This is a genomic window from Paenibacillus sp. KS-LC4, assembly GCF_036894955.1.
GTDB lineage: Bacteria > Bacillota > Bacilli > Paenibacillales > Paenibacillaceae > Pristimantibacillus.
This window is the reverse complement of record NZ_CP145905.1, coordinates 2,186,887-2,199,922: the sequence shown is the minus strand read 5'-3', so window position 1 is coordinate 2,199,922 and position 13,036 is coordinate 2,186,887. Positions and strand designations below refer to the sequence as shown.

The 13,036-nt window shown below is 51.1% G+C and carries 14 protein-coding genes; 4 read left to right on the top strand and 10 right to left on the bottom strand.

The window, feature by feature from the left end; genetic code table 11:
* Positions 1 to 194 precede the first annotated feature (194 nt).
* Entirely contained in the window at positions 195 to 2,252 is a 2,058-nt protein-coding gene (locus V5J77_RS09400; protein WP_338555515.1) for a beta-galactosidase, read from the top strand.
* A 239-nt stretch (positions 2,253 to 2,491) separates the two neighbouring features.
* Here V5J77_RS09400 and V5J77_RS09395 read toward each other — a convergent pair whose 3' ends face one another.
* The 4 genes from V5J77_RS09395 to V5J77_RS09380 form a co-directional block, all read right to left on the bottom strand.
* The gene (locus V5J77_RS09395; RefSeq protein WP_338556668.1) at positions 2,492 to 3,181 is read right to left on the bottom strand and encodes a YjjG family noncanonical pyrimidine nucleotidase; all 690 of its coding nucleotides are present in this window, start codon (positions 3,179 to 3,181) and stop codon (positions 2,492 to 2,494) included.
* 45 nt (positions 3,182 to 3,226) lie between these two features.
* Positions 3,227 to 3,493, bottom strand: a complete 267-nt coding sequence (locus V5J77_RS09390; protein ID WP_338555514.1) for a DUF2164 domain-containing protein — start codon at positions 3,491 to 3,493, stop codon at positions 3,227 to 3,229.
* The gene (locus V5J77_RS09385; RefSeq protein WP_338555513.1) at positions 3,490 to 4,296 is read right to left on the bottom strand and encodes a PhzF family phenazine biosynthesis protein; all 807 of its coding nucleotides are present in this window, start codon (positions 4,294 to 4,296) and stop codon (positions 3,490 to 3,492) included. Before V5J77_RS09385 ends, V5J77_RS09390 begins: the two co-directional genes overlap by 4 nt.
* A 112-nt stretch (positions 4,297 to 4,408) precedes the next feature.
* Positions 4,409 to 4,861, bottom strand: coding sequence for a GyrI-like domain-containing protein (locus V5J77_RS09380; RefSeq protein WP_338555512.1), 453 nt, complete (start codon positions 4,859 to 4,861; stop codon positions 4,409 to 4,411).
* Between the two features lie 219 nt (positions 4,862 to 5,080).
* Between V5J77_RS09380 and V5J77_RS09375 the strand changes: the two genes are divergently transcribed.
* Positions 5,081 to 5,653, top strand: a complete 573-nt coding sequence (locus tag V5J77_RS09375) for a GNAT family N-acetyltransferase (protein ID WP_338555511.1) — start codon at positions 5,081 to 5,083, stop codon at positions 5,651 to 5,653.
* Positions 5,654 to 5,789: 136 nt separating this feature from the next.
* Here V5J77_RS09375 and nrdF read toward each other — a convergent pair whose 3' ends face one another.
* The 3 genes from nrdF to nrdI form a co-directional block, all read right to left on the bottom strand.
* Positions 5,790 to 6,746 (bottom strand): class 1b ribonucleoside-diphosphate reductase subunit beta, encoded by a 957-nt coding sequence (gene nrdF, locus V5J77_RS09370; protein ID WP_338555510.1) that lies wholly within the window; start codon positions 6,744 to 6,746, stop codon positions 5,790 to 5,792.
* A gap of 91 nt (positions 6,747 to 6,837) precedes the next feature.
* The gene (nrdE, locus tag V5J77_RS09365; RefSeq protein WP_338555509.1) at positions 6,838 to 8,922 is read right to left on the bottom strand and encodes a class 1b ribonucleoside-diphosphate reductase subunit alpha; all 2,085 of its coding nucleotides are present in this window, start codon (positions 8,920 to 8,922) and stop codon (positions 6,838 to 6,840) included.
* Positions 8,909 to 9,268 (bottom strand): class Ib ribonucleoside-diphosphate reductase assembly flavoprotein NrdI, encoded by a 360-nt coding sequence (gene nrdI, locus V5J77_RS09360; protein WP_338555507.1) that lies wholly within the window; start codon positions 9,266 to 9,268, stop codon positions 8,909 to 8,911. Before nrdI ends, nrdE begins: the two co-directional genes overlap by 14 nt.
* 266 nt (positions 9,269 to 9,534) lie before the next feature.
* Here nrdI and V5J77_RS09355 point away from each other — a divergent pair, with 266 nt between their 5' ends.
* Positions 9,535 to 9,756 (top strand): hypothetical protein, encoded by a 222-nt coding sequence (locus tag V5J77_RS09355; protein ID WP_338555506.1) that lies wholly within the window; start codon positions 9,535 to 9,537, stop codon positions 9,754 to 9,756.
* A 313-nt stretch (positions 9,757 to 10,069) separates the two neighbouring features.
* Positions 10,070 to 10,702 (top strand): thymidine kinase, encoded by a 633-nt coding sequence (locus V5J77_RS09350; RefSeq protein ID WP_338555505.1) that lies wholly within the window; start codon positions 10,070 to 10,072, stop codon positions 10,700 to 10,702.
* Positions 10,703 to 10,947: 245 nt separating this feature from the next.
* Here the strand turns inward: V5J77_RS09350 and V5J77_RS09345 are convergent, their stop codons facing one another.
* From V5J77_RS09345 to rsfS, 3 genes are read right to left on the bottom strand one after another with little or no spacing between them, the layout of a single operon-like run.
* A complete protein-coding gene (locus V5J77_RS09345) occupies positions 10,948 to 11,712 on the bottom strand; it encodes a class I SAM-dependent methyltransferase (protein WP_338555504.1) in 765 nt (254 codons plus the stop codon).
* 14 nt (positions 11,713 to 11,726) lie between these two features.
* On the bottom strand, positions 11,727 to 12,689 hold the full coding sequence (locus V5J77_RS09340) for a S1-like domain-containing RNA-binding protein (protein WP_338555502.1): 963 nt from the start codon (positions 12,687 to 12,689) through the stop codon (positions 11,727 to 11,729).
* Complete coding sequence (gene rsfS / locus V5J77_RS09335; protein ID WP_046229658.1) at positions 12,686 to 13,033, bottom strand: ribosome silencing factor; 348 nt, start codon at positions 13,031 to 13,033, stop codon at positions 12,686 to 12,688. Before rsfS ends, V5J77_RS09340 begins: the two co-directional genes overlap by 4 nt.
* Positions 13,034 to 13,036: the final 3 nt, after the last annotated feature.

The window sequence follows — 13,036 nt, the reverse complement described above, 5'->3', positions numbered from 1 at the left end:
CTCTCATTTTCCGGCAATTAGACATTTTTGAACCGCGCTGCTGCGGGGTTTTTGGCCGTTCTGACAAGAAAGTGCAAAGCTGTGCAAAAGGTTTCAAGCCCCCAAAATGGCCCTGTCAAAAAGTCCAATTGCCAGTCCAGAATCGCGCCTATTAAAGTACAAAGTAAAGCTTATCGGAAAGGCGTGAGTTTAGGATGAAGGGACCACTTGAGGGGAAGCTGTATCATGGGACGGCACTGTATCCTGAGCTTTGGGATGCTGACGTGCTTGCGGAGGATATTGCGTTAATGAAGCAAGTTGGTATAAATGTCGTGCGAATGGGTGAATTTATTTGGTCGAGGCTGGAGCCAGAGGAAAATCGGATAGACATCCGTTTTTTGGCTGAAATCATTCAGACGCTGCATGAAAATGAAATCGAGACGATTTTGTGCACACCGACAGCAGCGCCACCGATTTGGCTTTCGCATGGGCACCCGGAGCGGCTGTTCGTCAATGAGAAGGGCGAGACGCTGGGACATGGGTCGCGGCAGCATGCGTGCACGAACAACCCCTATTTTCGCAGGCGATCCACGATCATTATAGAACGGCTCGCTCAAGAGCTTGGCGGACTGCCGGGGTTGATTGGCTGGCAGCTTGATAACGAATTCAAGGCGCATGTAGCGGAATGCTTCTGCGCAGCATGCTTGCAGCAGTGGCATAGCTGGCTGGAGCAGCGGTATGGCACGATTGAGCAGTTAAATGAAGCTTGGGGCACTCATATATGGAGCGAATATTATAATCGCTTTGATCAAATTCCACAGCCGGGCGCAACGCCTTTTCTGCATCATGCCTCGCTGCAAACGATGTATCGACTGTTCTCTGTGGAGAAGCTTGCGGAATTTGCCGAGGAGCAGCTCGCGGTCATCCGGCGCTACTCGGCGCAGCCGATTACTCACAACAGCAGCATCGCCTTTCATGTAGACATTGAGCGGCTGTTCCAGCAGCTGGATTTTGGCTCCTATGATACCTATGCGTCCAGCCTCCATTGGCCTGCTTACTTAATCAACTGCGACCTATGGCGCAACGTCAAGCGCGGCAAGCCGTTCTGGGTGATGGAGACGAGCGCCAGCTACAGCGGCTCGCTGGAAAGCTATGCAGCGCCCCACCCGTCCGGTTATGTAAAGGTTGAGGCAGTCGCTGCTTATGCACTGGGTGCAGGAGGCTTCTGCTATTGGCCATGGCGGCAGCAGCGCGCCGGCAGCGAACAGCCGCATGGCTCGGTTGTAAGCGCTTGGGGCAAAAAGACGATTGGCTATGCCCATGTCATGCAGGTGGAGCAGGCACGATGCGAGCTGGAGGGAATTATGCTAGCAACCTCGCCCATGCAGGCTCAGCTAGCGATGACCTATTCTGATCGCGCCAAAGCCTATTTGCGCACCGAGCCAATGCGCAAGCTGAGCTACCGCGGGCTCATCACCGACTTCTATGCCCGGCTGGTCGCACTCGGCATTCATCGCGATTTAATTACAGAGAGCAGCGGGCTCGGCGGCTACAGGCTGCTGCTGACGCCGTTCATGCCCTACTTGTCGCCGGACTACCTCGACCGTGCCCTCGCCTTCGTTCGAGAAGGGGGCATCTGGATCGTCGGTCCGCTTACGGGCGGCAGGACGGAGCATCATACATGGCACACCGATGCTGCTTTAGGGAAGCTAGAGGAATGGGCTGGCGTAGAAACGACGTTCGTTTATCCAATGGATGGGACGGATGCCTACGGACAAGCCTTCGGCCTTGGGGCCCCGCTTGGGATGTGGAGCTCGGTGTTTGAGCCGCTGGGCAGCCACGACATGACTGGCGCATCTGCTGCTGACAGCGCTCACCGAGCAACCGTAATCGGCTGTGCTCATAGCGGGCTAACGCCAGGCGCCGCTTTTATTACCGAACGCCGTATCGGTCAGGGCAAGCTTGTGATGCTTGGCTCCATGCCTCAAGACGATGATGGGGATGCGCTGCTGCGGCGCATGCTGGTGCATTATGCTGATGAAGCGGGTGTCACGCTGCGGTTTGAAGCAACAGAGGGGACGATTGTCGCGCCTAGACAGGGGGAGGGTTATATCATCTGGGTTATTATTAATATGGATGGTGCTGGCGGTCATGTGACGCTGCCCCAAGACGGCGTTGACGCCCTATCTGGAGCTAACGTCCCGGCTGGCCCGCTTGCAGTTCGGCGATATGAATATAGGGTCGTTCGTTTTACGAGACAGCCTCGTGCATAGACTTGGCGGACACAGCAGGCGCTATTGCAACCAAAATCAAAAATTATGGCAGCACCGCGGACTCAGGAGACGCTAATGTGCTGCCATACAATGTTTTGACGGAACAATGAGAGAGATAACGGCTTGCCGGTCCGCGTACAGTCTCAAATCACCCCAACAGTCAAAATAGCGGAACCTCAGTCCAATGCCATCAGTCCATTTGTCATTTGTCATTTGTCATTTGTCATTTGTCATTTGTTTTATTCAATTATAATTGATAGCAGCTCAGACAATCGTTGAATTTCAAAAGCAGGCTTTACCGCCGTTGTATTGCTCTTCCGGTGCGGATTAAACCAGCATGTATCAATACCGCTGTTAATGCCGCCCTGCATGTCGGAGGTCAAGGAATCGCCGAGGATGATGATTTTGGACGGGTCAGTTGCTCCCAGCTTCGCGAACGCATAGTCAAAAATGCCCTTATGCGGCTTCTGATAGCCCGTCTCCTCCGACACAATAATATGCTCAAAAAAATCATTCAGCCCCGCCTTGCCAATACGCGACAGCTGTACCTCACGAATGCCGTTCGTAATAACCGCCATACGACAATGCCCTTGCAGGCTGCTGCACAGCTCTACAGCGCCTTCAATCAGAAAGCTGCCCTCGCCTAAATAGTTCAAATAGCAGGCGCTAAATTCGTCTGCCGCGATGTGAGGGTTATTTTCAGCAAACAGCCGTCTAAACCGCTCCTCTCTAAGCTCCGCCAGCGTCACCTTTCCCTGCTCATAATCGTGCCAAAGCTGCTGATTAATGCTGCGATAACGCGCCACGTAATCACTGCCGGCAAGCGTTATGGCATAATCCCGGCAGGAGCTTGTGAAGGCATGGGCCTCCGCCTGCCCGTAATCGAGCAGCGTATCATCAATATCAAACAAAATAATGTCGTATTTCATATTCGCTTTGCTTATTTCCACTTGCACAAACACTCCTTCAGCCTATTAGCGGGAGCCCCCGCGCGGTGCGGAAACATTTTTCTCCAGTGCATACAGCTCATCTTCCACCGCTTGCATTCGTTCGACAACCGTCTTTCTTGCATCGTGAATCGCCTGATTATAGATGTGCGGACCGAGCAGCGCAACCATATGGTCAAGCAGTTGCTCTGCTGCTATCGAACCTATTTCCTCCGAACGCTCCAGCTCAAAATAATGCTGTACCTGCTCAATCAGCTGCTGCTTCTGCTCTCTTTGCCATTTTAGCTTCATCATTGGTTAAACTCCTCCAGTTCACCGCGCAGTATGAGAACGGCTTGTCCGCTCAATTGAACGCGATTCAAAGTGTTTTTCACCTTTACAAAACCGCCGCGAGCCGACGCCTGATAGCCGATCAGCTCGTCTCTGTGCAGCCGCTTCGCCCAGTAGGGAGCCAGCGCGCAATGGGCAGAGCCTGTCACCGGGTCCTCTTGCACGCCGCCTTTCGGATAAAAAGCCCGCGACACAAAGTCATAGGCTGCCTGGCCTTCAGCGCGAGCGGTCACAATGACGCCCCTCCCATCCAGCAAGCTCAGCTGCGAGAAATCTGGCTTTAGCCCGCGCACCGTCTGCTCACTGTCCACTTCAACAACATAATCCATACGGTTGCGTCCCGTATAACGCGGAATGAGACCAAGCCCCTCAATGAGCGCCTCGGGCGCCTTCGCCGGAGCTGGCGGCTCTGAAGGGAAGTCCATCGTCATCTCCGTCTCAGCTTCCCCTAGCGCTACAGTCAGCACGCCGCTTCTCGTCCAAAAGGCTGCCACCTCACTTTGCCCCAGGCGCCCCGTCCTCCACAATACGAAAGCAGCCGCGAGCGTAGCATGTCCGCATAAATCAACCTCCTCCGTAGGCGTAAACCAGCGAAGCTCGTAACCGCCCTCGCGTGGTGCGACAAAAGCAGTTTCGGACAAATTCATCTCCCCCGCTACTTTTTGCATCCATCCTTCATCACTGAGTGCCTCCAGCAGGCATATCGCTGCCGGATTACCGCCAAACGCCTTGTCTGTAAACGCATCTACTATATAAATAGGCACCATGCCGCCCTCAATCCCCTTCCTGCTCCTATTTATGAACAAATAAAAAATGAGGCGTCCCGTTTAGGACTCCTCTCTTATTATAACGCTTATCATTTGTCTGGCACAGCTTGTTCTAATCGGCAAGCGGAATAAGAAGCTCCACCGCTTCCTCCTCCAAATGCTGCTCCTGAATGTAAAAAACTTCAATCGCAACAGCGCTCTGATGCTTCTCAAGCTCCTGCTCGTTCATCCAGGCAAATAGCTGCTCGTAGGCTTCTCCAATTCGTTTGTTCGTCGATGCAACCATCGCATAACGATGGGTTGGGATGGTGAATTGCACCATGCCAGCTGGCACCTCCTCTGACGGCGGCATTTCGTAGCAGGCCCAATAAGTAGCAAATACTTCATTGCCAAAATACGGGCTGTACAGCAGCGGTGCCTTCGACGTGGTATTCAGCTCATGCTTGCGGGCTAGAAACTCACTTTGCAGGCGAATCGCCTCATCCGGAAAAGTAGAATACGGGCCGCAATAACTAATCCCTACTAAATGAAGCGTTGGCTTCGTAATAATCGAGCAGTTGTCCACGCGAATTCCCCCTTTTCATCGGTCAGAACAGTTGCGTTAGGATGAGCTTTCACCCGCAAATAGTGTAACATGATTGCTCCATGAGCGGTAGCCCTTTATCCCGGATCGACAGCAGGGAATAAAAACAAGCTCGTTGCAGCTGCTTTTTCATTTTCGTTTAAGCAAGCTAGGATATGATAGGCTCGCATCCCATCTTCTATATAAAGGCGAGTGAACCGCATGAGCTCCGACGATTTGTTTTCCTCATTCCCTTTTCTACATACGAAAAGATTAACCCTGCGCCAAATGGCTGTACAGGACGCCGCAGATTTGCATGCTTTTTATTCGGATACGAAGGTGACTCGGCATTTGGACTGGCTTGGCCCGGACTCCTTAGAGGCTTGCAAAATGCTGATTGAGTCTTGGAATGAAGCCTATGCGGAGCGCCGACTAATTCCGTGGGGCATTACGCTGCAAGGCAGCGCACCGATTATGGGGACCGTTATGCTGATGCCGACAAGAGGCGAATTTGAGGTGGAGCCCCGTTATCCGCTAACGCTCGGTTACGACCTTAAACCGGATTACTGGAACAAAGGCATGATGTCCGAAGCGCTGCAGGCTGTGATGGATTTCAATGACAAGCATATCCATGCCCGCCGCATTCAAGCCGAGGTCCACCCTGAAAATATCGCTTCGCTCCAAGTGCTCAAAAAGCTCGGCTTTCAGCAGGAAGGCGTGCTGCGGCAATATTTAATGCATGAAGCTACCAAAAACTTTCTTGATGTTATCATGCTCGCTCTATTGTTTAGTTAAGGGATAATTAAATGATTCACCCCAAAAAAAAGCACTCGGCTAACCTAGCCGAATGCTTCTTTGTGTATATGCAGGGTGTATATGCAGGGTGGAAATATTAACCTCGCCGGGCTATATCCGCCGCATTCCTTTTATACTAAAAGTTAAAAACAAAATCATCGTCGTTTAATTGCTCGACGTGAATCGTCCGTACGTAGCCATTGCCTTTTTTGGAGAAGAAATCATGCTGCTTTGTATGTGTGCTGATGCCATTGAATACGATTGGATTGACCGGCTCATCTGGGAACACACCGTCAAAGCCAAGATTCATCATCGCTTTATTCGCATTATAACGCACATACGTTTTCACTTCTTCCTCAAGGCCAAGCGGCGAATACAGCGAATCGGTATAAAGAACCTCATTCTCATACAGGTCGTTAAGCAATTGATCCAGCTCAGCCTTCAGCGAAGTCTGCTCCTCCGGCGTGAAGGTGTTGAATAGCTCCTGTGCCAGCACGCCAACGTACAAGCCGTGAATGCTCTCGTCACGCAAAATAAGGTCGATAATTTCGCCGCTGCTCGTCATTTTGCCTTGACCTGCCAAATAAAGCGGATAGAAGAAGCCGCTATAGAACAAGTAGCTTTCCAGAAATACGGAAGCTGCCATTGCTTTATACAAATCCTGCTTTGTGCTAATGCCCTCATACCATGAAGAAATAAGCTCCGCTTTTCGTTGCAGCTGCTCGTTTTTTTCTACCCATTGGAAAATCTCGTCGATTTCCTCCGTAGACGCGAGCGTCGTGAAAATGCTGCTGTACGATTTGGCATGAATTTGCTCCATCATCGACATGAAGGACAGCACTGCTTTGCGCTGCAAGCCGTCCACATGCTCCAAAATCTTCGGCATGCCAATACCGCCCTGAATCGTATCGAGCAGCGTCAATCCGCCAAGCACGTTTTTGTATAAGCTGCGCTCCGCATCGCTCATTTCCATCCAATCCATCTTGTCATCGGATAGAGGAATTTCTTCGTCCGTCCAGAATTGCATGACGTTCTGCTGCCAGAACGTCAGCGTAAAATCATCATCCGGGCGGTTCCAGTTAACTGCCTTCATTATATATTAGGCTCCTTTGTAAATGGCTGCGTGACGGCATCTAAAGCGCCGCCCCACAACCTCATCTTTTTGCGCATCTATATTCTTGTTGTTACACCGCGCAGCTTGTGCACTCTTCTACGGATAGACGTTTCGTTCTTGTGTAATAGAGCGACTTCAATCCTTTGTGGGCTGCGTAAATATAGAAGCGGGCAAGCTCACGAGTCGTCACATTGCTGTTTACGTGCAGAACGGTGGAAATACCTTGATCCACATGCTGCTGAATTTCGGCAATCAGGTCAATCAGCTTGAACTGGTCAATATTGTAAGCCGATTTGTAATAGAAGAAGTTGTCCTGCGACAAAAACGGCATTGGATAATAAGTTGTCGAGTTTGCGTAGGTCCGCGTCTCGATATGCTCAACAATCGGCATAACGCTAGAAGTCGCATTTTGAATGTACGAAATACTTTGCGTCGGCGCGATTGCCAGGCGGTAGGCGTGGAACAGGCCATGCTGCTGCACCTTCGCCTTAAGCGCAGTCCAGTCCTCAGGAGATGGAATTTCCATACCTTCAAATAAAGCCTTCACCTTGTCGCTGACCGGACGGTAATCCGTCTGCTCATAACGTGAGAAGTAGGTGCCCTTCGCATATTCGGAGCGGTCGAAATCCTTGAATGTTTCACCGCGCTCTTTGGCAATTTCCATGCTTTGCTCCAGCGAATAATAGTTCATCATCATGAAGAATGCGCTAGCGAACTCCTTCGCCTCATCGCTTTCGTATGCAATGTGGTTTTTCGCCAGATAGCCGTTCAGGTTCATAGCGCCAAGGCCGACGGAATGCAGCTCCTCATTCGCTTTGCGTACGCCAGGGGCGTTGTCGATTTTGGAAAGGTCGCTGACGGTCGTAAGCGCCTCGATGCCAACACGAACCGATTCCTTGATCTTTTTAAGCTCCATGACATTTACGATATTCAGCGATGCCAGGTTGCAGCTAATATCACGCTGAATCAGGTCATCCGTACCGTAATCGTTAATAACCGAAGTTTCCTGCAGCTGGAAAATTTCCGTGCACAGGTTCGACATTTTAACGCCGCCTAGATCTTTGAGCGCGTGAACACGGTTTGCATTCGATTTGTTCATAATGTAAGGATAGCCGGATTCCAGCTGAATCGAAGCGATTTTGGTCATCATGTCGCGTGCGTTCATGACGACTTTCTTTTTCACCAAATCGTTCGCAAGCAGCTCCTCGTACATTTCGTCCATGTCCATGTCATCCAAATAGGTGCCATACGCTTTATGAACAGAATGTGGTCCAAAGACGTACAATGGCTTGTTTTGCGCAGCCAGCTCATAAAATTTATTCGGTATAATGAGGCCGATTGACAGCGTTTTGATCCGCGTTTTCTCATCGGCGTTAATTTTTTTGCAATCGAGGAACTCAATAACGTCCCAGCCAAAAATATTATAATAGCCTGCGCCAGAGCCTTTGCGCTGTCCCATTTGATCGGCATAGGAGAAGGCATCCTCCATCAGCTTAAGCACGGGCATAATGCCCTTCGCCGCACCCTCGACGCCTTTGATCGGCTCGCCGCGTCCACGCAGCTTCGAGAGATTGACCGCCACGCCGCCGCCGATTTTCGACAGCTGCATGCATGTGCCAATCACATAGTTGATGGAATTAAGCGAATCGTCCATTTCCAGCAGGAAGCAGGATACCATCTCACCGCGACGGCTTTTGCCCGCGTTAAGGAAGGTTGGTGTCGCCGGCTGCAGCCGCTGCTCGATCATCGCCTCGGCAATGCGCAACGCTCTTGCTGCGTCGCCTTCACCCAAATGCAGGGCAACAATCGCAACGCGATCCGGATATTGCTCCAAATATTGCAGCTTGTCATTCGTTTTCATGGCATAGTCTTTGTAAAACTTGGAAATAGCCATATACGACTGAAACTGGAAGCTGCTGTTTGCCGTTAAATCAAATACAGCCTCAACCTGCTCATATGTATATTTGTCGAACACATTGTCGTAATAGTCGTTGCCGATTAAGTAGTCAAGCTTCTCCTGGAGCGAGGCGAACTTCACGCTCTTCTGCTCAACCTCCTCCATAAATGCTGCTACTGCCTCTTTATCCTTGTCCAACTGGTAAAAGCCGTCAGCCCCGCGCTGCATCAGCTCATTATTCAACTCAATATGCTTCAATGGTTCGCACCCTTTCAACAAAGTTTTCCGTATCGTATTTCGTTCCGGACAACTCGAATTTAGAAATAACAGGGACATTGTATAGCTCGGCAATCGTATCTGCGCTTTTGGCAAAGCCCGTTCCCCAATTGCGGTTGCCGCTGGCGGATACGCCGCGAAGATGCTTACCGTTGCGCTTCAGGAACGACATAACCCGGTCAGGAACCTGTCCGAAGCCTGTCGTATACGTAATGAGAACGAACGGCTCTTGAACTGCCTCCTGCTCTTCAATCGGCACGACGCGCATATTCAACTTGCTAATAAATCGTTTGACGTTGCCCGTCTTCGAATCATAGACAACCAGCATATATTTCTCTCTCCCCTACCGGATATCAGCAATAGAAAAGCGCTTCTGACCTTGAAAAAGCGTCAGTTGCGCTAGTAGACTTAAAGTGTCGTTTTCCGTGCTCTACAACAAGATGTAGTTGCTGAATTTGATTCTACATCAATATATAGGTGGAGTCAAATGAAAAAATACGCCTATCTATGAGACCCGATTTTAGGCCACTCGACTATTTTAACAGATACGGATATGATGTGGTAGAGTCATTTTTAATGGATATGGAGGATAATATGAACGAAATTTTGACGTTTGAACAGCTCCGCGAGGCGCTGCATAAGCTATTTAACGATGCCGGATATACGAACTCCGAGCTGCTCGAAACCATTGAATTATTAGCGGCAGAGAACGATCGCTTGAAGCAGGAAGTTAAAAAATGGCGGCTCGCTGCTGCACGCGGGGCAGCTGCTGACACCTCCATGAACAGCCGTTTGAAGGATGCATTACGAGAATGAATTTAAATAAAGCTATTCAAAAAGAATACAACTTATACATTACATCGCAGGGTAATCCTGCTAAAATGATACAGGCACATATGGACTCAAGCAAAAACGACTTCGTCGTCCTCCTAGGACGTGCGAAAAGTTTTGTCGGAGAAATATAAGCGGAGTATAAGAGTAAAACTTATACTTTCTTATATTTCAAGGTGAAACGGCTGTCGCCGTCCTTTGGCCGCGCTGTGCGTTTCAATCCGAGAAATATAAGCCTACTGATAAGTGCAAAACTTATAAATTCTTATATTTCAAGTGTAAGGGAGAATTAGGCCATATGGATAGAGGTTGGATTACGGTCATTATCGGCCCGATGTTCTCGGAAAAATCCGGCGAGCTCATACGACGCTGTCATAAATTGCTGCAATATGGCCGCAAAAAAGTCCGAGCGTATAAGCCCGCGGAGGATAATCGGTTCGGCAGCGAGGAAATTGTTAGCCGCATGGGCTACCGCCTGCCAGCCTTCAACATTCCGAAGGAGCTTACGCCCGAGATGGCGGAGCGCATTTTGCAGGATACCAAGCATGCCGACGTCGTCGCTTTCGACGAGGTGCAGTTTTTCTCCAAAAGCATCATCCCTCTTATAGAGGAGCTTGCCTATAATGGCAAACAGGTCATTGTAGACGGCCTTAACATGGACTACCGCGGCAAAGCCTTCGGCTATATCGGCGGGCTGCTCGCCATTGCCGACGAAATTGTGAAGCTGACTTCCTTCTGCGCCGTATGCGGCGACGCGAACGCGGCGTTCACGCAGCGCGTCATTAACGGTCAGCCAGCGACGCTGGGGCCAGTCATTTTAATCGGCGATACGGAGAGCTACGAGCCCCGCTGCCGCCGCCATTTCGTCCCTCCGCATAAAGCGGTGGACGAAGCAGAGGAAGAGCATACAGGCACTGCTGCGCACCTCTGATTGCAGAGCAACATACTGTAGCCAAATTGCGACAGTTCACCTTCCAGAAACTGCTATTGCGGCATAAGCATAAACGAGCGTTGCCCTCTTTTTGAAGGCAACGCTCGTTTTGCGATGACATACTCGCGCAATAACAAAAGTCGCTCTTAACATGCTGCTGCAACAAAAAAGCTAGCGCAGCCGCTCTGCTATCATTGAGCAGGACGGCTGCGCTAGACCTTGTGGCGCTGCTGCGAAGCGCCGGTTCATTTTACTGCTGCAAAAAACAGCCGCTCAGAGCTTCCCTCTTGGGGCTGCAGCTTGAAATCGGCAAAACGCTCAATCTTGCTGAACCCGACCGCCTGCAATTGCGCCGCCATCCAGTCCGCCTCATAAGCCCGCTGCACATGCATTTCTTCAAAACGGCGAAACCGCTCTCCGCTTTCATGCGCAAAAATCGTCAAATGATGCTCAATTTCGCAGCGCTCCTCATCTAGCTCGCATGTCCAAATGTAGGCTGCCTTATCCTCGTCCAGCACGAAGGGCTGCTCCTCCGCATAGCGAATGAGCTGCGCCTTCGGATGCACGTCGAATAGAAATACGCCTCCTGGGCGGAGCGACGCAAATACCGCTTCGAAAGCGGCAATCACATCCGCTTCCTCCGTCAAGTAATTAACGCAGTCGCAGAAGGAAATAACCGCGTCCACAGGCGTGCCCAGATCAAATTCCCTCATATCCTGCTGCAGCCAGATCGCTGAGCCTGTACGTGCGCCATGCGCGGCAGCAAGCGCCTCATCCCATTTGCTGCGCGCCACGCTTAGCATATCCTCAGACAAATCAATGCCGTACACCTGCATCCCGGTCATAGCAAGCGGTATCGCGATAGAGCCTGTCCCACAGCCTAGATCGGCAATGACAGAAGGCTTGCCATAACGCTCCCAGCATTGCTCTGTGAACCAAAGCCATTCCTCATAAGGCATGTCGCTCATTAACTCATCGTATACCGCAGCAAACTCGCCATATGACTCCACCTCGAAAGCCCTCCTTAATCCTCAGATGAGTCTTCGGAAGCAGAGGCTTCGCTAGTGTTCGACTTAACCGCATCGCCTGCTGCTTTACCGCCCTCAGCCGCTTCCACTAAATAGGTCCAGCTGCCCTTCTGGGTAATCAGACGCTCGCGCATCAGCTTGCCGATCGCACGTTTAAATGCCGATTTGCTGATGCCGAATTTTTGCTTAATGATGCCCGCTTCCGTCTCATCGGAATAAGGCATGCCGCCGCCCGGACGCTCCTTTAAAAAGGCAAGCAGACGGTCAGCATCCTCTAGACGGCCCACTTCCTTCTGCTGACCCATCGACAGATTTACCCGTCCATCCTCGCGGATAAAGGTAATGCGCGCCGATACCCGCTCGCCAAGACGAAGCGCTCGCACGCGATCCGGCGCTGGAATAAGACCATATGCGCCAAAGCCGACAACTCCGCCGTCAATCAGGACGAAAGAGCCCATTTGCAGCGATTTCGTAACCCAGCCCTCGATCCATTGGTTGCGCCACGAATCAGGTGCCGCAAAGACGAGCGGACCAAGCTCATCCTCGCCTGCAAGCCGGGCGATAAGTCTGCCGCTTTTGTCATGACCCAGCACAATGTGAACCTCATCACCTGGCAGCGGACGATAATCAATATTTTCTGGCAGCTCCGAAAGCGGCAGCAGCAGCTGGCGGCCAAGCCCGATTTCAAGAAAGCAGCCTAGCCGCGGATGCACATCCGCTACCTTAAGGCGTGCCATCTCACCAAGCTTCACTAGCGGACGCTTCATCGTCGCCGCCAGACGATCCTCGGTATCAAAAAATATAAAAACTTCAACCTCATTGTTCACCTTTGGCTTGCTGCCGACCAGCTCCGTATAATGCATCAGCACCTCGGATTCGCCATCGGTCAAAAAATAGCCGTAGGGCGACACCTCGCGCGCCACCCTTAACGTTATTGTCGTACCGGCAATCAAGCTCATGCGAACTCCACAACTTTGGCGTCAGACCAGAGCTTTTCAATATTATAATAGTCGCGCTCATCGCGGTGGAATACGTGAACTACAACGTCGCCAAGGTCAATGAGTACCCAGCGTGCGGAATCCATTCCTTCAATGCCGCGAACGCGAACGCCGCGCAGCTCGGCCGATTTACGGATTTCCGTCACAATCGCCTGTACCTGCGTATCCGAATTACCCGAGCAGATTACGAAATAATCCGCTACCAGGGAAATTTCCTGCAAATTCAAAGCTACAATACGCATAGCCTTCTTATCTTCCGCTGCTGCAACCGTTGCTTGCAGAAGCTCCTCCGAATGTACCGTCATAAC

What these genes read in the sequence shown, in the direction of transcription:
- V5J77_RS09400 (WP_338555515.1), top strand. Translation starts at nt 195, where the DNA reads ATGAAGGGACCACTTGAGGGGAAGCTGTATCATGGGACGGCACTGTAT.
- V5J77_RS09395 (WP_338556668.1), bottom strand. Translation starts at nt 3,181, where the DNA reads ATGAAATACGACATTATTTTGTTTGATATTGATGATACGCTGCTCGAT.
- V5J77_RS09390 (WP_338555514.1), bottom strand. Translation starts at nt 3,493, where the DNA reads ATGATGAAGCTAAAATGGCAAAGAGAGCAGAAGCAGCAGCTGATTGAG.
- V5J77_RS09385 (WP_338555513.1), bottom strand. Translation starts at nt 4,296, where the DNA reads ATGGTGCCTATTTATATAGTAGATGCGTTTACAGACAAGGCGTTTGGC.
- V5J77_RS09375 (WP_338555511.1), top strand. Translation starts at nt 5,081, where the DNA reads ATGAGCTCCGACGATTTGTTTTCCTCATTCCCTTTTCTACATACGAAA.
- nrdF (WP_338555510.1), bottom strand. Translation starts at nt 6,746, where the DNA reads ATGAAGGCAGTTAACTGGAACCGCCCGGATGATGATTTTACGCTGACG.
- nrdI (WP_338555507.1), bottom strand. Translation starts at nt 9,268, where the DNA reads ATGCTGGTTGTCTATGATTCGAAGACGGGCAACGTCAAACGATTTATT.
- V5J77_RS09355 (WP_338555506.1), top strand. Translation starts at nt 9,535, where the DNA reads ATGAACGAAATTTTGACGTTTGAACAGCTCCGCGAGGCGCTGCATAAG.
- V5J77_RS09350 (WP_338555505.1), top strand. Translation starts at nt 10,070, where the DNA reads ATGGATAGAGGTTGGATTACGGTCATTATCGGCCCGATGTTCTCGGAA.
- V5J77_RS09340 (WP_338555502.1), bottom strand. Translation starts at nt 12,689, where the DNA reads ATGAGCTTGATTGCCGGTACGACAATAACGTTAAGGGTGGCGCGCGAG.
- rsfS (WP_046229658.1), bottom strand. Translation starts at nt 13,033, where the DNA reads ATGACGGTACATTCGGAGGAGCTTCTGCAAGCAACGGTTGCAGCAGCG.